Origin of the sequence: Nocardiopsis chromatogenes YIM 90109 (assembly GCF_000341185.1) — a bacterium.
GTDB classification, from domain to species: domain Bacteria; phylum Actinomycetota; class Actinomycetes; order Streptosporangiales; family Streptosporangiaceae; genus Nocardiopsis_A; species Nocardiopsis_A chromatogenes.
Genome location: NZ_ANBH01000351.1, coordinates 1 through 20,105, shown reverse-complemented (window position 1 = coordinate 20,105; position 20,105 = coordinate 1). Strand labels below are relative to the sequence as shown.

The window sequence follows — 20,105 nt, the reverse complement described above, 5'->3', positions numbered from 1 at the left end:
TCGAGGCCGAGGAGTTCGTCGCCCGCATCCCCCGTCTCGGCGTCGAGACGACCGTCGGGCCGGGCGAGTCGCTGCTCGATGCCCTCGACCGCGCCGGGGTCGACACGATGTTCGACTGCCGCAAGGGCGAGTGCGGCCTGTGCCAGGTCGACGTCGTCTCGGTCGACGGCGACATCGACCACCGCGACGTGTTCTTCAGCGAACGGCAGAAGGCCGCCTCCGCCAAGCTGTGCACCTGCGTCTCCCGCGTCGTGCGCCGCACCGACGACTCCGGCGGGCCCTCGGCCCCCGGCACCGTCGTCCTCGACGTCCACTGACGATCCGCCCCAGGATCCCACCTCCCCCAAGGAGTCCGGTATGGACCTCCGTGCCCGCATCGACACCGCCCCGATGCGCCCCTACCAATGGCTGATCGTCGCCCTGTGCGTCGTGCTCAACCTCCTCGACGGATTCGACGTCATGACGCTGGCCTTCACCGCCAACAGCGTCGGCGCCGAATTCGACCTCAGCGGCTCGGCCCTGGGCGCGCTGCTCAGCACCGCGCTGGTCGGCATGGCCGTCGGCGCGCTCGTCCTGGGGCCGCTCGCCGACAAGCTCGGCCGGCGCCCCATGATCCTGCTCTCCCTGGCGCTGACCACGGCCGGTCCCGGCCTCGGCGCGCTGGCCGGCTCCGAGTGGGAGCTGGGCGCCTGGCGCTTCCTCACCGGCCTGGGGGTCGGCGGCGTCCTCGCCTGCACCACCGTGATCGCCGGCGAATACTCGTCGGCGCGGTGGCGCGGCCTGGCGATCGGCCTGTACACGGCCGGGTTCGGCGTGGGGGCGACCCTCGGCGGCCTGGCCGCGGTGGGGCTCCAGGAGGAGTTCGGCTGGCGCGCCGTCTTCCTCACGGGGGCGGCGCTCTCCGGGGCCGCGCTGGTGCTGCTCGCGGCGCTGCTCCCGGAGTCCATCGAGTTCCTCGCCGCCCGCAACCGCCCCGGCGACCTGGAGGCGGTCGACCGCATCGCGCGCCGCATCGGCCAGGGCCCGGTCACCACCCTGGAGGCACCCGCCGACCGGGCGGCGGGGGCGCCCGCCGGGCGCACCGACCGGGCCGGGCGCGTCGCCGACCTGTTCACCGGCGGCGCCGCGCGGGCCACGCTCCTGCTGTGGGCGGCCTTCTTCACCACCATGTTCGGCTTCTACTTCGTCAACTCCTGGACACCGTCGCTGCTGGAGACGGCGGGGCTGAGCGCCGGGCAGAGCGCGACCGCCGGCATGGCGGTGACCCTGGGCGGCACGGTCGGCTCCGTGCTGTTCGGCCTCATCGCGAGCAGGTGGCCGGTGCGGGCGGTGCTGATCGCGTTCACCGGCCTGTCCGCCGCGTTCATGGCGCTGTTCATCGTCTCCGCATCCGTCCTGGCCGTGGCCTTCGCCCTGGGGGTGCTGGTCGGCGGGCTCATCAACGGCTGCATCGCGGGCCTGTACACGCTGGCGCCGTCCCTGTACGGGCCGCGGCTGCGCAGCACCGGCGTCGGCTGGGCGCTCGGCGTCGGCCGTGCGGGCGCCATCCTCGCCCCGACGGCGGCCGGAATGCTGCTGGACGCGGGATGGACGCCGCGGCTGCTGTACTTCGCCGTCGCCGGGGTCGTCCTCCTGGCGGGCGCGGCGCTGCTGTTCCTGCGCCGGGAGCCCGAACCGGCCGCCGCCCCGGCCTCAGAGACGCCGACCCACGCGCCGTGACCCCGGCCGCCCCTCCCCCGGGGAAGGGGCGGCCGCTCACAGGAGGCCGGGCTGCCGGTCCCGGTCGGCAGGCGCGGCGATGCCGATGACCCGGTCGCACCGCGCCAGGGTCTGCGCGCGGTGGGAGGCGATGAGCACGGTGCCGTCGTAGTCGGCGATCACATCGGAGATCGCCCGCTCGGTGGCCGGGTCGAGGCTGGCGGTCACCTCGTCGACCAGCAGCACACGCGGTTCCCGGACCAGGGCGCGGGCCAGGCACAGCCGCGCCCGCTGTCCTCCGGACAGGCGCACCCCGCTCTCGCCCAGGTCGTCGTCGAGGCCGATCCACCCGTCGGCGCCGACCCGCTCCAGCAGGGCGGCCAGCTCCGCGTCGGGGCGCGGCCCGCTTCCGCGCAGGAGGTTCTCGCGCACCGTGCCGTGGAACAGGGTCGCGTCCTGGTCGACGAGTGCGACCGCGCCCCGCAGGCCGGCGTCGTCGAGGTCGGACAGCGCCACACCCCGCCCGTCCGCCCCGACCAGCTCGACGGCCCCCGCCGCGGGGTCCCACAGGCGGGCGGCCAGGGCGACGGCCGTGCTCTTGCCCGCCCCGGAGGGCCCGGCGAGGCCGACGTGCTCGCCGGGGGCCAGCTCGGCCGACCAGGACGCGAGCACGGGCTCCCGGCCGTCATAGGCGAAGTCCACCTGCCGGAAGCGGAGCCCGAGCGGCCCCCGGGGCACCTCCCGCGCGGCCGTCGGCTCGGACACGACCGGGGGCCGGTTGATCCCGGCGGCGACGCGGTCGGCACCGGCGACCAGGGGGTGGAGCCGGGTGAGCGTGGTGGCGGCCTCCGTGGTCGCCGCGACCCCGGCCACGGCCAGCGCGACCAGGGCGGGCAGGAGCGCCGGGGACAGCGCGGCGCCCGCCCCGCCGGGGGGCGCCGCCGCTCCGGCGCCGGAGAGCACCCCGGCGGCCGAGGCGCTCACGGCGATGACCCCGATCACCACCGCCGTCACGATCAGCTCCCGCAGGGCGGTGACCAGCTGCTCCACCAGCTCGCGGCGGCGCGTGGTCACGACGGCCCCGGCGGTGGCGGCGTCGGTCTCGTCCACGATGCGCGGCGCGAGCCCGTAGGCGAGCACCTCGCGCAGCGCGCCGAGGGCGTCGACCATCCGCGCGGACAGGGCCGAGCGCTCGCGCTGCTCCTCCTCGCCCAGCCGCCGCGCCGTGCGCGCCCAGGCGAAGGCCGACGCCGCGACCGCCGCGCTCCCGACGAGCATGACCGCCCCGGCCTCCGGAAGCAGCGCGGTCGCGGTGGCCAGGGCCGCCAGGAACACGGTGGCCGACGCCCCGAGCTGGGCCACGGTGTGGGCGTAGAAGAACTCCAGCTTCTCGATGTCGCCCATGGCGACGGTGGCCGCCCGCCCGGAGTGCTCGCGCCGCCGCCCGGGGACGCTGCGCGCGTAGGCGTCGAACAGCGCCATCCGGAGCCGGGCCAGCACGCGGTAGGCCAGGGCGTGCGAGACGTCCATCTCCTGCCACGTCAGTACGGTGCGCAGGACGACGAGCCCGATGACGGCGGTCCACCAGGCCGGTCCGGGCGGCTCCCCCTCGACGACGGCGCGGCCGACCGCCCACGCCGTGAGGACGGTGAGGGCGGCCAGCGCGAGCGCGCTCGCGGTGCCGACCAGGTAGCTCCAGAGCATCCCGCGCCATTCGGGGCGCAGGGCGGGCAGCAGGCCGCGCAGGGCCCGGAGCGCGGACAGGGTGCTCACGGGGCGCTCCTCTCCAGGTGTCCGGCCTCCAGGCGCAGCACGTCGGCCGCGCCGGTGAGCGTCTCGGGGCGGTGGCTGACCATGATGACGATGCGGTCGCGGGCGACGCGGTGCAGCGTGTCGACGACCTCCTCCGCGCGCGCCGCGTCCAGCGCGCTGGTCGGCTCGTCCACGAGCAGGACGGGGCGGCGCGCGAGGAGGGCCCGGGCGAGGGCGAGGCGCTGGCGCTGCCCGCCCGACAGGTTGGTGCCCGCCTCGGTGACCTCGGTGTCGAACCCGTGCGGCAGGCGCCGGATCTCGTCGAGGATCCCGGCCGAGCGGCACGCGTCGGCGAGGTCGGCGTCGTCCGGGTCCCGGCCGGGGCCGTCTCCGGGGCGGGTGAGGGCGAGGTTGTCCCGGATGCTCCCGGCGAAGAGCACCGGCCGCTGGGAGACCACGGCGACGTCGTCGGGGCGCACCGGGCGCCCGTCGAGGGTGATGCCGCCGGCGGCCGGGGTGAGGAACCCGAGCACCAGGTCGAACAGGGTGGACTTGCCCGCTCCGGACTCCCCGGTGATCGCGGTGAGCGATCCGCGCCGGGCGGTCAGGGTGAGGTCGTGCAGGACGTCGTCGCGGGCGCCGGGGTAGCGAAAGCCCAGCCCGGAGACGCGCAGCTCCTCGGCCCGCCCGCCGGTGGGCCCGTCCGCGGGTCCGCCGGGCGTCCGGGATGCGGCCGCGCGCTCGCGGGCGCCGCTCTCGGGGAGGCCGCCGTCCGGGGCGAAGGCGCCGATGCGGGCCAGTCCGGGGATGGCGGTCAGCCCGAGGAACCCGGCGTGCCAGTGCCGGGAGAGGTCGCGGATCGGGCGGAAAGCCTCGGAGGAGAGCAGCAGGATCAGGTAGACCTCGATGGCGGGCCCCTGCCCGGCGGCGGCGTGGCCGAGGGCCGCGGCCGCCGCGGCGACCACGCCCGCCTGCACCGCGAAGTCGATGACGGCGGTCTCGGCCAGGGAGACGCGCATGACCCGCTCGGTGGCGCGGCGCAGCGCCTCGGAGCGGGTGTGGAGCCGCCGCCGGGTGCCGGGAACGTCGCCGAGCGCGCGCAGTGCCGCCATGCCGCGCAGGGATTCGAGGATGTCGGAGCTGAGGGCCTCGTAGCTGTCCCAGTGGTCCAGGCCGCGCCGGGCCATCATGCGCTTCCACGCCATCGGCCCCAGCAGCGCCAGCACGATCCCCGCCGCGACGCACAGCCCCGCCGCCGGTGAGAGCACCAGCAGCGCGGCGACGATGACCGGGCAGGCCAGGAACACCTGCGCGATGGCGGGGATGTACTTGGAGACGTAGGCGTCGGTGCCGTCGATGCCGTCGCCGAGGGCGGCCCGCATCGACCCGTCCCTGGCGGCCGTGTCGTGCAGCCGCTCGGGCACCAGCGCCGCACGCATCGCGCGGCGGCGGAGGGCCTGCCGGACGCGGCCGCCCAGCCCGGCGGCGGCCGAGGTCTGGACGAGCGAGAGGGCCGTCCGCGCCAGTGCGATCCCGACGATCAGCGCCAGCGCGGCGAGCACGTCCTCGGGCCGCCCGCGCAGGACCGCCGACATCGACCAGGCGATCGCGACGGCCTGGGCGGCGTGGGTGAGGAACACGAGCGCCAGCAGCCCGGTGCTCCACGCCAGCGCGGCGGGGAACCGGGCCGCCTCCCGCCAGAGCTCTCGGACGATCATCATGACGTGGTCTCCTCGGCCGGACGCGTTTCGGGTGCGCTCGCTCCGGGCTCGGCAAGGGGCCCGGGGAGCATCGCCAGGGCGTGCACGATCCAGCGGCCGCGCACCGCCCGGAAGCCGGACACCGGACGGCAGCGCACGCTTCCCGACAGGGCGCCCGAGTAGCACAGGTGGGCCGCCTCCCGGTGGGCGCGCCACAGCGCCCCGGCGACGGCGGCGACCGGCGCGTCCGCCGGGACCGACCAGGTCTCCAGGCGGTGGGCCCCGAGGACCCACGCCTGCCCGCACGCCTCGGCGGCCTCGCGCGCCCCGGCCGGTTCCCCGGCGGCGCGCGGACGGCTCCGTGCCGCGGCGGTGAATGCGCTGATCGCGGGCGAGCGGCGCGCGGCCAGGGCGTCCCGGCGTGCGGGGTCCACCGCCCACGTGTGCGGAAGTTCGATCGTCGCGAGGGGGATCTCGGGGGCGAGCCCGCGCCCGGTCCAGCGCTCGTGCTCGGCCGCGCGGGGCACGCCGAGCAGGCCGCGCAGCGGCGCCCCCGGGCCGAGCCGCACCGGGGCGGGCTCGCGGATCAGGAACTCCACGGCGGCGAGCGCGTACGCGGTGTCCGCGATCCACAGCGGCCAGGACCGGTGGCGGTAGCGGCCGTAACTCCGGCCCGGCTGCACGGTCAGGACCAGGCGCGTCCCCGCTCCCCGCAGGTCGGCACCGTCGGCGCCGTCAGCACCGTCGGCGCCGCGGGCGCCGCCGCCGTTCCAGCCCGACGCCCGGTCCGCGGCGTCGTCGCGCCGGAGCAGCGTGTCCTGATCGTGGTCGTAGACGTACCGGCCCGGATCAAGGGGACCGGCGCCGCCCGCACGCGCGCCGGGGGCCCCGACGACCACATGGGTCTGCACCGGGTAGGCCCCGCCCGCGGAGGGAACCGGGCGCCTGCGGACACCGGTCACGGTCCCGTCCTCCAGCCGGTGGAGGCCGTCGCCGGACCACAGGCCGCCGAGCAGCTCCCGGAGCCGCTCGGGCATGGCCGCCGGAACCGCGCCGGCCGACCGCCAGGGGTTCACGCGCGGCCCGGGCGGGAGCGCCGCCCCGGGAGGGTCGGCGGCGAAGGCGCGCGCCAGGGCGGGCGGGAGGCCGGACGGCCCCGCCGGTCGGTGCGCGCGCCCCTCGCGGGCCGCGCGGGCCGTCGCGCCTGTCAGGTGGTCGGTGGAGAACACGGGAGCCTTACATGTGCGGGGGCGGGATGAGCGTGAAGTCCTCCGGGCCGCCGTCCCACTCCGTGCGCCAGCCGCGCTCGGCGGCGGCCTCCCGGAAGCGGGGCATACCGAGGTAGGCGAAGGCGGCGGGGGCGTTGGGGACCAGCCCGGTGATGAGGGTCCGCACCACGCGCAGCGGCGTCCGGCGGACATCGGACGTGGTCAGGTCGCGGGTGAGGATCCGGTGGCCGCGCCGGGCGAGGCGCCGGTACACCTCTCCCATCTCCACCGGCTCCAGCGCGCTGACCGGCCGGGTGCCCAGGGCGGGTTCGGTGAAGCGCCGCGCCTGGGCGTGGACGCGCGGGTCGAGCCAGACCTGGACGTGCGCGCCCAGGTCGATGATGTTCGCGCACTGCTCCCCGGCGGCGTCGAGGTAGGAGGCGTCCTCGCGGAAGTCCAGGTAGAGTCCGCGGGCCATCAGGCCCTGTTCGACGGCGCGGAACACCCACCCGTCGGCGGCGGTGCACCCCTGGGTGTACACCCATGTGTGGACCGCTTCGAGGACCGCCTTGCGGGCGGCCCGCACGGGGTCGCAGGACGCCGAGAAGCCCGCGGCGTACAGGCCGCGCTCCTCGTCGTGCACGAGCGCCGCGACCGCGGGCGCGAACTCCGAGGGCATCGCCGCCAGGGAGACGTGCAGCGGGCTGCCGTCCAGGTCCGCTTCGAGCCCGGGCACGCTCGCCGGGTCGATGCCGAAGGTCGGCCCGTCCAGGTGCCACCACACTTCGAGGGCGTCGCGCTCGACGACCTCCAGGACCCCGCGGTCCCGCGCGTCGTCGGCGCCCTGGCCGGTGGCGATGCCCGCGTAGTTGAGGTGGTGGGTGCGGGGCAGGTGCCGGAAGCGCGACTGCCGCCAGTTCAGGTGGACGAGCGAGGCGGGCACCCAGGTCCGGGCGCCGTCGAGGTCGGCGCACCGCGCCCACAGGGTCGGGGTGTCGTCGGTGAGCCGGTGGTAGGGGAACCGGTCGCGGTCGTACTGCCAGGGGGCGAAGACCGGCAGCTCGGCCGCGCCGATCACGTCGGCGCCCTCGGCTTCGAGCTCGGCGCGGGTGGTGACGCGCAGCTCGTCGCCGGGGAGCTCGCCGGGGAGCCAGTTCCCGCAGTAGCGCTCGACCCCTTCGGCGATCGCGGCGATCCTCGCCTGGCCGGGGTCGCCGAAGGTGGTGCCCAGGGAGACGCGGTCGGCGGGCCACTCGCCGAGCCGTCGCGCGTCGGCGACGGCCGCGGTCATCGCCGTGTAGGAGGCCGGTGCCCCGGAGGGGTGCGGCACCTCCCGCACGGATCGGATGATGCCGCACTCGGGGTCGACCAGCGCCTCGACGGGCAGGGTCGGCCGCCCGTCGCCCGCGCTCGGGGCGGTGGCGGCCCGGGGCGCGGAGCGCGGCGGGTGGGCGTCGGTCCTGGTCAGGGTCATCGCGTGATCCTTACGGCTGGAGGAGGCGGGGACGGAGACGGGCCGAGTGCCGAGCGCAGGCCGTGCGGGGCGTTGTCGGCGGCGCATCGGCCTGTCCAGGGCGGGAGCCGCCGCAAAGCGCCCGGCATCCGCCGCACGCCCCGAGGCCGCGGCGNCGGGGGGGCGCCCGCCGGTGCCGGACCGCCGGGCCGACGGCGTCCGCTGGAGTGGTGTGGCTTTCAGGCCGCACACCGGGCATCCGCAGCGAGGACCCCGACGGCGGTGCTGTCGAGCCGGTGGTTTCGACAGCTTTTCCGGCGAAATCCTCACCGAGGTCGAAGGGCGGCGACACCGCTCCTGGGGACACGGCCGCCGGGCCGCGCGGCTCAGCCATCGGCGGTCCTCTCGTGGCGCCAGGCGCCGGAGACGGGGTCGAGGACCGACCGTGTCCGCGGTGCGGCCGGGGGTGCGGACGCGGGTGCGAGGATGCCGGTCCACTCCGCAGGCGCGCCGGGCAGCCCGTGGGCGGACAGCCAGGGGTCGATGACGTGCTTCAGCCCCCCGGCCCCGGCGATGCGGGCCCGCAGGGCCCCGTCGGTGACGCCGCCGACGAGGAGGTGCCCCCAGGGGCCGGTGGCGAAGTGGCTCGGGGCGTTCCAGGCGTCGGCGAGGCGCCGGGCGTCGTGGTGGAAGAAGTCCTCGTCCCCGCTGACCACCAGCAGCGGCGCGGTGATGCGGCCGTAGCGCGCCGACAGGTCGATGGGCGGGGCGGTCCACAGCCGCCGCCAGGCCGCCCGCTCCTCCGGTGTCCAGCCCCAGTGGTCGGCGGCCTCGATGACGCCGTACTCGTGTGCCTGCGCGGTCCGCCGGTCCAGCTCGTCCGGGGGCAGCGGGGGTGCGGGGCGGCGGGTGCGCCCGTGCTCGTGCCACCATCCGATGCGGTGCCGGATCTGCGGTTCGCCGTCGGTGTTCCAGGCGGTCTCGGCCAGGCCGAGCGCGGGGACGAGCGCGATGACCGCCGCGACGGCCCCCTCCCCCGCGCCCCTGGCGGCGCGCGCGGCCTCCAGGGCGGCGTGGGCGGCGTACGAGGCCCCGTAGAGGACGACGGGCAGTCCGGGGTGTTCGGCGGTGAGCCGGTCCAGGACGTGGGTGCCGTCGTCGTGCTCGTGTGCGTAGGGGGACCACGCCCCCTCCGACCGGTACCGTCCGCGCACGTCCTGGACGAGGCAGTGGTATCCGCGCCCGCTCCACGACCGCGCGGTCGAGGCGTGCAGGTCGGCGCCGTAGGGGGTGCGGATCACCACGAGGCCCCGCGCGCCTTCGCGGCCCGCCCGGGCCTCCCACCAGCGTCCGCGCAGGAGGGTGCCGTCCGGCATAGGGCACCGGTGGTCGTGCCCCCGGTCGTGTCCGCGATCGTCCGTCATGACGGGTGGGCCGCCGCGCCGTCGATGGCGGGCGGGGCGTCGTAGCCCAGCACCGGGTGCTCGCTGAGCGCCCCGGTCGCGGCGACGAGCTTGAACAGCGTGCCCCGGTACCCCTCCAGCGCCTCGGCCTGCTGCGCCCACGCGAGGGCGACCGTGAGCACCCGCCCGGTCAGCAGGGTGCAGGCCGCCGAGGGGAGCGGATCGGAGGCGTGGGGGGAGGCGGCGGCACCGCGCTGCCAGGCGTCGAGTTCGCCGGGGACGGGGCTCGCCGCCAGGCGGCGCCGCCGGACCTGCTCGGCGGTGGGGTCGTCGGCCGAGACCGCGATGGGGTCGACGAAGCAGACCCCGCCTTCGCGGTGGGCGCGCAGCCAGGCGGTGCCGCGCTCGGGAAGCCGGTCGAGCGTGTCCCAGCCCGCGCGTTCCCGAGGGGAGTCCGCGTAGGCGATCACGAGGTCCCAGGGCCGGTCGGCGCGCAGCTCCGCGGCGTCGGGGACGTGCGTCGCGGACAGGCCCCATCCGTTCAGGGCGTCGGCCAGGGCGTCGACGGGGGCGCCCTTGCCGACCAGCGCCACGTCCCGCCGTGCACTGGGCCAGCGGCGTTCGGCGTCGTCGGCCTCGCGGGCGGACATCTCGGCGGCGAGCCTCTCGGCGTAGGCTCCGCTCTCCCCGCCGCCGGTGCCGCCGGTGCCCTGGTCCGGTGTTCCGGTCAGGGCGCCGATGAGGCCGGGCGCCGGGTTCTGCAGCCGGAGGAACCGGCCCGAGGACGTCCGCACGGCGCCGGTGCCGTCGGGCCCGATGAGGGCGTCGGCGCCGGTTCCCGGCACGCGGGCGATGAGGGGGTCAGTGGTCATCTGCGCCTCACGGGGCCTCTCTCGATCCGCCCTTGCGGGGGCTCTCGCGGGGGTGGCGGCCCGCCTCGGGCACCCCTGTCGCCGGTCCTCGGGGGGGGTCGGCCCCGTATCCGCCGATACGGGGCCGGCTTCCCCGGAACCGGCGCGGGTGCACCGCTCGGGCGGACGCCGTCGGTGTCGGGGCCCGGTCGGGCGGTCCGCCGACCGCCCGACCGGGGCTTCAGGTCAGACCGGCCGCGCCGCGGAGGAACGGTCGAACGGCGCGGTCAGACGATTCGGCCGGATCCGGTCACTCGAAGGGGTTGGCGACGAGCGCGTTGGAGTGCGAGGCCGACAGGTGGGCCAGCTGCTCGGACTCCTCGATCTCGGAGGTGACGGCCTCGTCGAAGGGGTTGGCGACCAGGGCGTTGGAGTGCGAGGCCGACAGGTGCGCCAGCTGCTCGGACTCTTCGACCTCGGTGGCGATCTGCTGGTCCATGGCGGTGTCCTCTCATTGCGACAGGACGTGTCGGACGTGTTCCGACACGTGCTCCCTCGGGAGCGGTGCGCACTCTACTTGAGAACGATAATCATTTCCAATAGCGTTTCCCCCATGATCCCCGAACAGCTCTTCGTGGCCGACCACCGCGCGGGCCGCACCTACACCGCCGACGGCAGCGGCGTCCGGCCCCTGAGCGGCGGACACCTCGCCGAGCACGCCGGGGTCCTGGCGCTGCCGCGCGACGGCGCGACCGACGCGGAATGGGCCTTCGCCGACGACCGGTCCGGCGCGCTCGTGGTGCACGGGCCCGGCGGCGAGCGGCGCATCCCGGTGGCGATCCCCGCAGAGCACCTGGCCTGCGACCCCTCGGGGCGCCACATCGTGGTGACGACCGGCCTCGGCGCGAACGAGGCCCCGTGGAGCGACGTGGTCACCGTCGCCGACCTGCACAGCGGGGACTCGGTGCGCTTCCGCTCGCGCACGGGCGAGCCCGGCGTGCTGGTGGTGCCCGACCGGGAGGGCGGCGAGCCGACGGTCGTGCTGCGCCACCGCGAGCCCGGCGCCGTCGAGGCGATCCCGCTCGCCCGGTGCCTGGGGACCGGCGCCCACGTGCCCCGCATCACCGGCGCCGTCGCCGAGGGCATCGCCGACGACGGGCACGGCGACGTGGCCGACCAGCGCACGGGGACGGCGGCGACCGCGACGGGCCGGGGCCTGGAGCGGTTCACCGTCGAGGGCGGAGTGCCCCGCATGGTCGGCACCGTGCCCTGGCCGGTGCCCGGGCGCGCCTTCTACCTGCGCTTCGACCCGGCCGCCGGCCGCGCGGTGGGCGTGGTGCGCGGCGGCCCGGCGTCCCCGGCGGAGTGGACCGAGTGGACCAACCACCTGGTCGACGTCGACGTGGCCACCGGTGACACGCGGGCGCTGGAGCTGCCGCCGGGCCTGGCGTTCCGGTTCGCGCTCGGCGGGACCCGCGCCGCCGTGGCCACGATCCACCCCGACGGGGACGCGCTCACCCTCATCGAGCGGTCCGGCCCGAAACCGTCCGCGCTGTTCCGCAAGGCCCTCCCCGCGATGTCGCACCCGCCGAAACCCGGCCACCTGCCCTGGGACCCGGTCGGCGACGCCCCCGCGCAGCGCAGGGCCGTCGCCCTCGACCCGTCCGGGACGACCGCCGCTGTGACCAGGGGAGGCGACGCCCAACTCCACCTGGTCGGCCAGGACCGGTTCGACACCGTCGAGGTGCCGAGCCCCCTCGACGAGGGCGGGCACCTGTACTGGCACGGCGGCGCCTTCGACCCCGTCGGCCGGTGATGGACACCACACCCCTCCCGGACGCCCTGGAGACCGTCCCCGCCCTCGACGCCGCCCTGACCGAGTGGGAGCACCACGGGCGCCCCGGCCTGCCGGACCGGGGATTCGCCCTGAGCAGGCTCCCCGGGCGCGAGCGGCGCGGCATCTACCGGGTCCGCGACGCCCGCTCGGGCGGCGACGCCGACCCGGTCGCCGATCCGGTCTTCGAGCCCGAGGGGCACATCCTGCGCATGGCGCCCTCCCCGGACGGGCGCCGCATCGCCGTCCAGTTGGCCGAGCGCGCGGACGAGGACGCCGCCCTCGTACTGGTCGACACGGCGACGGGTGAGGCGCGCACGTACCCGGAGGTCCGCTGCCGCTACGACCCCGTGCTCTGGAGCGCCGACTCCTCCCGCGTCGAACTCGTCGCGGGCGGGTCGCGCCGCTTCGTCGAGCTCGACGCGGACACCGGGGACGTCCGGACCTCGGCGGCCCCGCCGGACGTGCGGCTCCGGCTGTTCCCCGGCGGTGGGCGCGGGCTGCTGGCCGAGAGCCGCCCCGGCTCCGCCACCGTCCTCACCGACCGCGCCACGGGGGCCGTGCTCGGAGAGTTTCCGGCGGTCGTCCGCGTCCTCGCCGCGGCGGGCGGGGCCCTGGTGGACACCGGAAGGCGCATCGCCGTCCTGGATGCGCGCGACGGCACCGAGAGGTGGTCCTGGGAGGACCCGTCCCTGCGGGTCACCTCCGTCGCCGCGCGCGGTGGCGGCGCCCTCCGCGAGGTGCTCGTGGCGGGGGTGCGCGCGGGCCGCAGCGTGCTGGTGCGCCTCTGTGAGGGGGAGGCCTCCGACGACCGCCCGGTGGCCTACCGGGGCGAACCGGCCGTCGCGACCGAAGTGGGCGCCGACGGGGGCCGCTTCGACGTCCTGATCGAGGGCCCCGTCCTTCCCCCGCGTGTGGTCAGGGCCGATGAGCTGCTGCGCGACACCCCCCGAGGGGGAGACCGTACGGACCGGACCGAAGCGCGAGCCGCCGAGCAGGGGGCCGGGCGCGTGCCGTCCATCGACGACGGAACGGATATTTCGGTTGAGGGCCCCGCCGTCGCCGCGCGCGCCGTCGCCCCGCGCGCCGTCGCGGCGGAAGAGCCTTCGGGCAGGGAGCGCGGAGCCGGGCACCCTGCGGACCGGGCCGCCCTCACCGCTCAGGGGACTCCGCCCGATGCGCCGACCATCGCCCGGACCGAACGGCACGCGTCCGCCGATGCCGCTGACGACGGCACGCACGGCCTCACCGAGGACCCCGCCGCTCCCCCACACACCCGCACAGCCGGCGAACAGCCACGCGAGGACCGCAGCGCAGAGCAGCGCACATACCGGGCCTCCCACCAGACCACCGAACCGACGCGCACCACCAAACGGGACTCCGCGCCCGCCCCATCCCCCCTCGCAACGACCGAACGGCACGCCTTCCCCGCCGACGACGGCACGGACGTCCCCGTCGTGGTCACCTCACCGGTGGACGCGACCGGGCCCGCCCCGCTGATCCTCACCTGCTACGGAGGCTTCGGCGTCCCGAGCCTGGCCACCTTCGAGCCGACGGTCCCGACCTGGATCGGCCACGGCGGCCGCTACGCGATCGCGCAGATCCGGGGCGGCGGCGAGCACGGCGCGGCCTGGCGCGAGGCCGGACGGGGCGCCGCCAAGGCGCGCGGCATCGACGACCTGGCCGCCGTGGCGCGCGGGCTCGTCGGGGCCGGACTCACCCGGCCGGACCTGCTCGTGCTGGTCGGCGCCTCGCACGGCGGGGTGGTGGCGGCGAGCTGCGCCTTCGGCTCCCCGGGCCTGTGCGCCGGGGTGGTCAGCACCGCCGCCCCGCTCGACCTGCTCAACCTCGGCGCGCACCCGCTCGGTCGGCACTGGACCGGCGAGTTCGGCGGGCCGGACGGCGCCGCCGAGCCCGGACCCGACCTGGACCGGCGGAACGAGCGCCTCCGGCGGATCTCGCCGCTGCACCGCGCCAGGAGCCTGTCGGCCGGTACCACCGGCCTGCCCCGCTTCCTCGGCATCGTCCTGGACGAGGACTCCCGAGTGGCCGCCGACGACACCCTGGCCGTCGTCGACGCCCTGCGCCGCGTCGGCGGCGACGCGGCCCTGTGGCGCGCGCCCCGGACCGGCCACGGCGGCAACCACCTCGACAGCCTGCACCTTTTGGGCGCCACCGTCCTGAGCTTCGCCGCGACGACGACCCGCTCGGCACGGTCGGCTCGCCCTCCCCGAACGACGATCCCTGAGGCCGGAAAGGGCTTGTGACTCCATGCCGGAGACGACCGACGGGAGCCCCGGGGTGAGGACCCCGGACCGCTCCCCCGACTCACCACCGGAACGGCGCGACGCCGCCACCGGCGCACCACCCGGTTCGGCCGAACCGGCCGAACCGGCCGACGCGACCCGATCGGCCGAACCCGAAGGGCCCACCGGGGNCCGCCGCCCCCCGCCGACGGGGCGTGCTCGCGGCCCGCATCCTCGTCCCGGGCCTCACGTTCGCCCTGGCGGCGGTGGTCCTGGTCTCGGCGGGCACCGGAACCATCGCGGTGCCCCCCATGGACGCCCTGCGGATCGTCACCGGGCACCTGGTACCCGGCATGCCGTGGATGTCCGACGGGTCGCTGACCACGGTGCAGGACAACGCCGTCTGGCAGTTCCGGCTGCCGCGCGCCCTGCTCGCCGCCCTGGCCGGGGCCTCCCTCGCCCTGGCGGGCGCGCTGATCCAGGCGGTGGTGCACAACTCACTCGCCGAGCCCTACATCCTCGGCGTCTCCGCCGGTGCGGGGGTCGGGGCGGTGACCTACATCGTGCTGGGGATCGGGGTCGGCTCGCTCGGCATCGGCGCCTCCGCCTTCGCCGGGGCGCTCATGGCGACCGGCGCGGTGTACTTCCTGGCCCGCAAGAACGGGCGGATCGCGCCGCAGCGGCTGATCCTGGCCGGTGTCGCGCTCGGGTCCCTGTTCAGCGCGGTGACCAGCTACCTCACCATCACCACCGACGCACAGAACGTCTTCAGCATCATGTTCTTCCTGCTCGGGTCGGTCTCGGCGGCCACCATGGGGCACCTGGCCCTGCCCGCAGGCGCGCTGGCCGCCGTCGGGGTGTTCGCGGTGCTGCGTGCACGCGCCCTCAACGCCCTGCTCGTCGGCGACGAGGCGGCGGCCTCGCTGGGCGTGCACGTCGACCGGCTGCGCACCGCCGTCCTCATCGCGGCGGCCCTGCTGACCGGCGCGGTGGTCGCCGTCTCGGGCGGGATCGGGTTCGTCGGGCTGATCATCCCGCACATCGCCCGGATCATCGTCGGCTCCGACCACCGGCGGATGCTGCCGGTCGCGGTGCTCGCGGGGGCGGTGTTCCTCGCCGCCTGCGACCTGCTGGCGCGCACCCTCGCGGAGCCCTCGGAGATCCCGCTCGGGGTGCTGACCGCCATGGTCGGCGCGCCGTTCTTCCTGTGGCTGCTGCGGCGCGACCGCGCGGAGAGCGCGGGGGCGGGCCGATGAGGGTCGACATCGAGAACCTGGACGCCCACCGGGGCGGACGGCGGGTCGTGTCCGACGTGAGCGTCTCCGTCCCGTCGGGGACGGTCCTCGGAATGCTGGGGCCCAACGGCAGCGGCAAGTCCACGCTGCTCCGCGCCGTGTCGGGCGTCGCGGCCCCGTCATCGGGGCGGGTGCTCCTGGACGGGACGGACACCGCCTCGCTGAGCCGCAGGGACATGGCACTGCGCGTGGCGGTCATGGCGCAGGAGCACAGCGAGGAATTCGAGATCCCCGTCCTGGACATGGTCCTGCTCGGGCGCATCCCGCACGGGCGCGGGTTCGGCAACGACTCCGACCGCGACGTGGCCGTCGCGCTCGGCGCCCTGAACCGGGTCGGCGCCTCGCACCTGGCCCGGCGCGCCTTCTCCGCGCTGTCGGGCGGCGAGCAGCAGCGGGTGCTCTTCGCCCGCGCGCTGGCCCAGGACACGCCGGTCCTCGTCCTGGACGAGCCGACCAACCACCTCGACATCGCCCACCAGCTCGAACTGCTCGACCTGATCCGGGCCACCGACAAGACCGTCCTGGTCGCCCTGCACGACCTGAACCTGGCCGCCCGCTCGTGCGACGCGGTCGGCGTCCTGGTCGACGGGCGGCTGACCGCGCTCGGGGCGCCGACCGAGGTCCTGGACACCGAGCTGATCCGTTCGGCGTTCGACGTCGACTCCACCGCGGTCGACCACCCGCGGTCGGGGCTGCGCCACTTTCTCTTCGACCGGCGCAGTCTCCTCGACCGGCGCAGCCCGTCGCCGAGGGACGGCGGCCACGCGGACACGCACCACGAGGGCACACCCGTGTCCCCCTCAACCCCGGAAGGAAGCACGCTCCCATGATCCGCAGCATCTCCCCCTCCTCCCCCTCTTCTCCGCCGAACCGGTCCCGCCGCCGGGGCCCCTTGGGCGCGCTCGCCGCCGTCGCCGCGGCACCCCTGGTGCTGTCCGCCTGCGGGACGGGGGTCACGGCCGACTCGGAGGCGGGCGGCGGCTCGGGTGAGACGGTGACGGTCGAGAACTGCGGGCGCGAACTGTCCTTCGACGGCGCGCCCGCCAGCATCGTCGGCATGATGCCCTCGCAGACCGAGCTGCTCGTCCGCCTCGGCGCCGCGGACTCCCTGACGGGACAGGCCCAGACGGACGTGTCCGCCCTGCCGGACGACATCGCCGGGCAGGTCGGGGACGTCCCGGTGATCAGCACCGACGCGCCGCCCGCGCGCGAGGACCTGCTGGCGGCGGGCCCCGACCTCGTCGTCTCCCCGACGGAGTACGAGTTCACCGCGGAGCAGGGCTTCGCCAGCATCGAGCAGCTGGAGGAGAACGGCGCCCAGGCCTACGTGGCGACCGGCGGGTGCCTGGACCGCCGGAGCAGCGCGGAGGTGACCGACGTGCTGACCGACATCGAGAACCTGGGGGCGATCCTGCACGAGGAGGACACCGCCGCCGAGCTGTCGTCGGACGCCGAGTCGCGGCTGTCCGACGTGGAGTCGGGGCTCGAAGGCGTGGACCGGCTGTCGGTGGCGCAGGTCTTCGTCGACGGGAACTCCCTGCAGGCGATCGGCGCCGGGATCGAGGCGGACATCATCGCGCAGGCGGGCGGGGAGAACGTGTTCGACCCGGACGACCCCGAGTTCTCCGACTTCTTCGCCGCCGAGATCAGCCCGGAGGAGATCATCAGCCGGAACCCGGAGGCCATCGTCTTCAGCGTCTCGGACGAGGAGTCGGAGAAGAAGACCCGGGACTACCTGGAGGAGACCTTCCCCGACGTGCCCGCCGTGCAGGAGGACCGCCTGATCGCGGTGCAGAAGAGCGACCTGTTCCCCGGCACGCTCGGCAACATCGACGCAGTGGAGCAGATCGCCCAGGAGCTGTACCCCGAGGCCTTCTGACCCCGGACACCCCATCCGCGGGCCGGGACCGTGCACGGTCCCGGCCCGCGGCCGCGCATCGGCCATGGACCGCAGGGCCGGGGTGCCGGGGTGAGGGCGCAGAGACTCCGATGCGGCCCCTGGCCCCAGAGCGGCCGTCCGGGACACGGCCTTCCTCCACGACGTGAGGACCGGCCCCGCCTCAGGTCTCCGCCCCGCTTCCCCACCGCCGACCAGGGCAGCAATCCCATGAGCCGCTACGCGCCTCGACCGCCCGCTCCCCGTGGTGTGCGACACACTCCCGGCGGGCGCCTTGCGGCCCTCAGGCGCGGTCGGGGTGGTCGGACGGTTCTCCGGGCGGCACTCGCGGGGCGGCCGTCTCCGATAGCGTGGCCGGGGCCGTCCGCACCGTTCCCCGGCGGACCGGCGATCCGCTAACGACCAGGACAGGACGCCCATGAGCCCACGTTTCCAGGTGCTGGACCTGCGCCCCACGCCCATGGGGGACATCAGCCTGCGCCGCAGGCTCGATCCGGTGCTCGGCCGCGAGGTCCACGAGATCAAACTGGGCGACGAGTTCCTGATGTCCAGCGCGTTCACCGCCGCCGAGGAGGAGATGTCCCGGCTGGCCCTGGCGGAACCGGGCCTCACGCCTGCGGGCGCCTCCGGCCGGGGGCTGCGGGTGGCCGTCGGCGGGCTCGGGCTCGGATACACCGCGCAGACGGCTCTGGAGGACGACCGTGTCGGTGCCCTGGTGGTGATCGAGGCGCTGGGCGAGGTCATCGACTGGCACAAGGAAGGGCTGATCCCGGCGGGCGCGGTCCTCTCCGCCGATGGGCGCTGCACGTTCGTGCACGGCGACTTCTTCGCCATCGCGCGCGGAGACGAGGAGCCGGACGCGCTCACGGGGGACGGCGGGGAAGCCTTCGACGTCGTCCTGCTGGACGTCGACCACTCCCCCGAGCACGTGCTCAGCCCCGCGCACGCCGACTTCTACACCGCCGAGGGCCTGGCCGCGTTCGCCCGTCGCATGCTGGCCGAGGGCGGAGTGTTCGCCCTGTGGTCGAACGACCCGCCCGACGACGGGTTCACCTCCCGGCTGGGGGAGGTCTTCGCCGCCGCGCGCGCCGAGGAGGTGCGCTTCCCCAACCCGCTGCAAGGGGGAGAGTCCTCCAACACGGTCTACCTCGCGGCACGCCCGCTGGAGGCCGCCGCAACGGCCTGAGACCAGGACCGGGCCATCAGTCCGTATCGATGCCGGTCAGCCGGGCCAGGGCCGCGAACCCGCCCTCGGTCCCCGGCCAGTGGGCGCGTACCGCCTCGGTGCCCGCGCGGCGCACCACCGACCGCAGGACGGCCGCGGTGATGATGGCGTCGTCGGCGTACCCGAGCACCGGGACCACGTCGGGGACGAGGTCGATCGGGAGCGCCAAGTAGGCGATCAGCAGCCAGAGGCGCACGCGGACCCCGCGCGGGAGGTCCGGGTCGGCGGCCAGGCGACGGACCAGGCGCAGCACGTCCGGCAGCAGCCGCACGGCCTCTTCGAGCAGGCCGCCGCGCGGGCGGAGCACCAGTAGCGCGGCGACCAGGGCCGCCCACACCGCCAGCACGGCCGCGGCGGCGCCGATCACCAGGTCCCCCACCCACCATCCGGTCATACCGGGGATTCTCGCGGACCAGGGGTGAAGGGCGGAGGGGGGCTCCGGTGAGGCCCGCCACACGGCGCCAGGGGCGTCCGTCGACTATCGTCGACGAGCCCCCTGCCTCGCCCCCGGAGAATCCGAGCACACCTGATACGGAAGGGCCCCGACCCCGATGAGCACCACCCCGCCGCGCACCGCGGTGGCCCTGCGCCACCTCGCCTTCGAGGACCTCGGCATCCTCGCCCCGTTGCTGGAGCGCCGGGGCTACCGGGTGTCGTACCTCGACGCCGGGGTGGACCCCCTCGACCGGGACGCCGTCCAGGGCGCCGACCTGCTGGTGGTGCTCGGCGGGCCGGTCGGCGCCTATGAGACCGACACCTACCCCTACCTGGCGGAGGAGACCGAGGCCCTCGCCCGCCGACTGGAGGCGGGGGCGCCGACGCTCGGCGTGTGCCTGGGCGCCCAGCTCATGGCCCTCGCGGCCGGTGCCGACGTCACCGCCACGGGCCGCAAGGAGATCGGGTACTCCCCGCTCGCCCTCACGGCCGCCGGGGAGGCGTCGCCACTGAAGCACCTGGCGGGGTCGCCGGTGCTGCACTGGCACGGCGACCGGTTCGAGATCCCCGAGGGTGCCGAGCGCCTGGCAGAGACACCGGGGTTCCCGAATCAGGCGTTCAGTCTCGGGAGGAGCGCACTGGGCCTGCAGTTCCACCTGGAGGCCGACCACACGCGGATCGAACAGTGGCTGATCGGCCACGCGAACGAGTTGGCGGCCGCAGGGCTGGACCCACGCACGATCCGCGCCGACGCCGCGACGTACGGCCCGGCCCTCGCCGAGGCGGCGGAAGCGGTCTTCGGAGCATGGCTCGACGAACTGCCCCCGCACTCCTGAGGGCCCCGGCCCGCCCGGCGTCCGCCCCCGGCGATCGCACGGAGTGTGACGGCCGCCGACATCGGCGGCGACGGAGAGAAACGGAGAGAGCGGAGCGCTTCCCGGCGCTGCGGCCATCCGCCGGGTCTCCGAGCGCTCCGGGGGGCGGCGGCACAGCAGGTCCCCCACTCACGGCCCCCGGCCGGATGACGGGCCACCAGAGCGCAAGGCGGCAAGAGCGGCAACGACCAAGGTCACGCCCCTTGCCGCAGCGTTGTCGGCCGCCGGGCGAG

At 76.0% G+C, this 20,105-nt stretch carries 17 protein-coding genes; 9 read left to right on the top strand and 8 right to left on the bottom strand.

What is annotated here, in order from left to right:
• Positions 1-317 (top strand): 2Fe-2S iron-sulfur cluster-binding protein (locus D476_RS35140; RefSeq protein WP_040728795.1); only part of this gene is annotated, 317 nt, incomplete at its 5' end.
• A 40-nt stretch (positions 318-357) separates the two neighbouring features.
• Positions 358-1,719, top strand: a complete 1,362-nt coding sequence (locus tag D476_RS0130155) for an MFS transporter (RefSeq protein WP_017627599.1) — start codon at positions 358-360, stop codon at positions 1,717-1,719.
• 36 nt (positions 1,720-1,755) lie between these two features.
• On the opposite strand, the gene D476_RS0130150 is transcribed toward D476_RS0130155, so the two are convergent.
• The 7 genes from D476_RS0130150 to amiA all read right to left on the bottom strand — a co-directional run bounded on the left by D476_RS0130150 (position 1,756) and on the right by amiA (position 10,564).
• Positions 1,756-3,471, bottom strand: coding sequence for an ABC transporter ATP-binding protein (locus D476_RS0130150; protein ID WP_017627598.1), 1,716 nt, complete (start codon positions 3,469-3,471; stop codon positions 1,756-1,758).
• Complete coding sequence (locus D476_RS0130145) at positions 3,468-5,171, bottom strand: ATP-binding cassette domain-containing protein (protein WP_017627597.1); 1,704 nt, start codon at positions 5,169-5,171, stop codon at positions 3,468-3,470. The genes D476_RS0130150 and D476_RS0130145 overlap by 4 nt, the downstream gene beginning before the upstream one ends.
• Complete coding sequence (locus tag D476_RS0130140; protein WP_026123991.1) at positions 5,168-6,379, bottom strand: nitroreductase family protein; 1,212 nt, start codon at positions 6,377-6,379, stop codon at positions 5,168-5,170. The genes D476_RS0130145 and D476_RS0130140 overlap by 4 nt, the downstream gene beginning before the upstream one ends.
• A 7-nt stretch (positions 6,380-6,386) precedes the next feature.
• Positions 6,387-7,832, bottom strand: a complete 1,446-nt coding sequence (locus D476_RS0130135) for a YcaO-like family protein (protein WP_017627596.1) — start codon at positions 7,830-7,832, stop codon at positions 6,387-6,389.
• 365 nt (positions 7,833-8,197) lie between these two features.
• Positions 8,198-9,187: a CocE/NonD family hydrolase gene (locus D476_RS0130130; protein WP_017627595.1), complete on the bottom strand. Its 990-nt coding sequence runs from the start codon at positions 9,185-9,187 to the stop codon at positions 8,198-8,200.
• A 44-nt stretch (positions 9,188-9,231) separates the two neighbouring features.
• Entirely contained in the window at positions 9,232-10,086 is an 855-nt protein-coding gene (locus D476_RS0130125; RefSeq protein WP_017627594.1) for a hypothetical protein, read from the bottom strand.
• A 289-nt stretch (positions 10,087-10,375) separates the two neighbouring features.
• Positions 10,376-10,564: a streptamidine family RiPP gene (gene amiA, locus D476_RS0130120; protein WP_017627593.1), complete on the bottom strand. Its 189-nt coding sequence runs from the start codon at positions 10,562-10,564 to the stop codon at positions 10,376-10,378.
• Between the two features lie 114 nt (positions 10,565-10,678).
• Here amiA and D476_RS0130115 point away from each other — a divergent pair, with 114 nt between their 5' ends.
• The 6 genes from D476_RS0130115 (at position 10,679) to D476_RS0130090 (ending at position 18,523) form a co-directional block, all read left to right on the top strand.
• Complete coding sequence (locus D476_RS0130115; protein WP_017627592.1) at positions 10,679-11,881, top strand: hypothetical protein; 1,203 nt, start codon at positions 10,679-10,681, stop codon at positions 11,879-11,881.
• Positions 11,881-14,166: a prolyl oligopeptidase family serine peptidase gene (locus D476_RS39535; protein WP_017627591.1), complete on the top strand. Its 2,286-nt coding sequence runs from the start codon at positions 11,881-11,883 to the stop codon at positions 14,164-14,166. The genes D476_RS0130115 and D476_RS39535 overlap by 1 nt, the downstream gene beginning before the upstream one ends.
• Positions 14,167-14,360: 194 nt before the next feature.
• Positions 14,361-15,401 (top strand): FecCD family ABC transporter permease, encoded by a 1,041-nt coding sequence (locus D476_RS0130105; RefSeq protein ID WP_017627590.1) that lies wholly within the window; start codon positions 14,361-14,363, stop codon positions 15,399-15,401.
• Positions 15,398-16,270: an ABC transporter ATP-binding protein gene (locus tag D476_RS0130100; protein WP_017627589.1), complete on the top strand. Its 873-nt coding sequence runs from the start codon at positions 15,398-15,400 to the stop codon at positions 16,268-16,270. Before D476_RS0130105 ends, D476_RS0130100 begins: the two co-directional genes overlap by 4 nt.
• A complete protein-coding gene (locus D476_RS0130095; protein ID WP_017627588.1) occupies positions 16,267-17,319 on the top strand; it encodes an ABC transporter substrate-binding protein in 1,053 nt (350 codons plus the stop codon). The genes D476_RS0130100 and D476_RS0130095 overlap by 4 nt, the downstream gene beginning before the upstream one ends.
• Before the next feature lie 436 nt (positions 17,320-17,755).
• Positions 17,756-18,523, top strand: coding sequence for a spermidine synthase (locus D476_RS0130090; protein WP_192826450.1), 768 nt, complete (start codon positions 17,756-17,758; stop codon positions 18,521-18,523).
• 16 nt (positions 18,524-18,539) lie between these two features.
• Here the strand turns inward: D476_RS0130090 and D476_RS0130085 are convergent, their stop codons facing one another.
• Positions 18,540-18,956, bottom strand: coding sequence for a YkvA family protein (locus tag D476_RS0130085; RefSeq protein WP_017627586.1), 417 nt, complete (start codon positions 18,954-18,956; stop codon positions 18,540-18,542).
• A 157-nt stretch (positions 18,957-19,113) separates the two neighbouring features.
• On the opposite strand from D476_RS0130085, the gene D476_RS0130080 reads away from it, so the two are divergent.
• A complete protein-coding gene (locus D476_RS0130080; protein ID WP_017627585.1) occupies positions 19,114-19,833 on the top strand; it encodes a glutamine amidotransferase in 720 nt (239 codons plus the stop codon).
• The last annotated feature ends 272 nt before the right edge of the window (positions 19,834-20,105 follow it).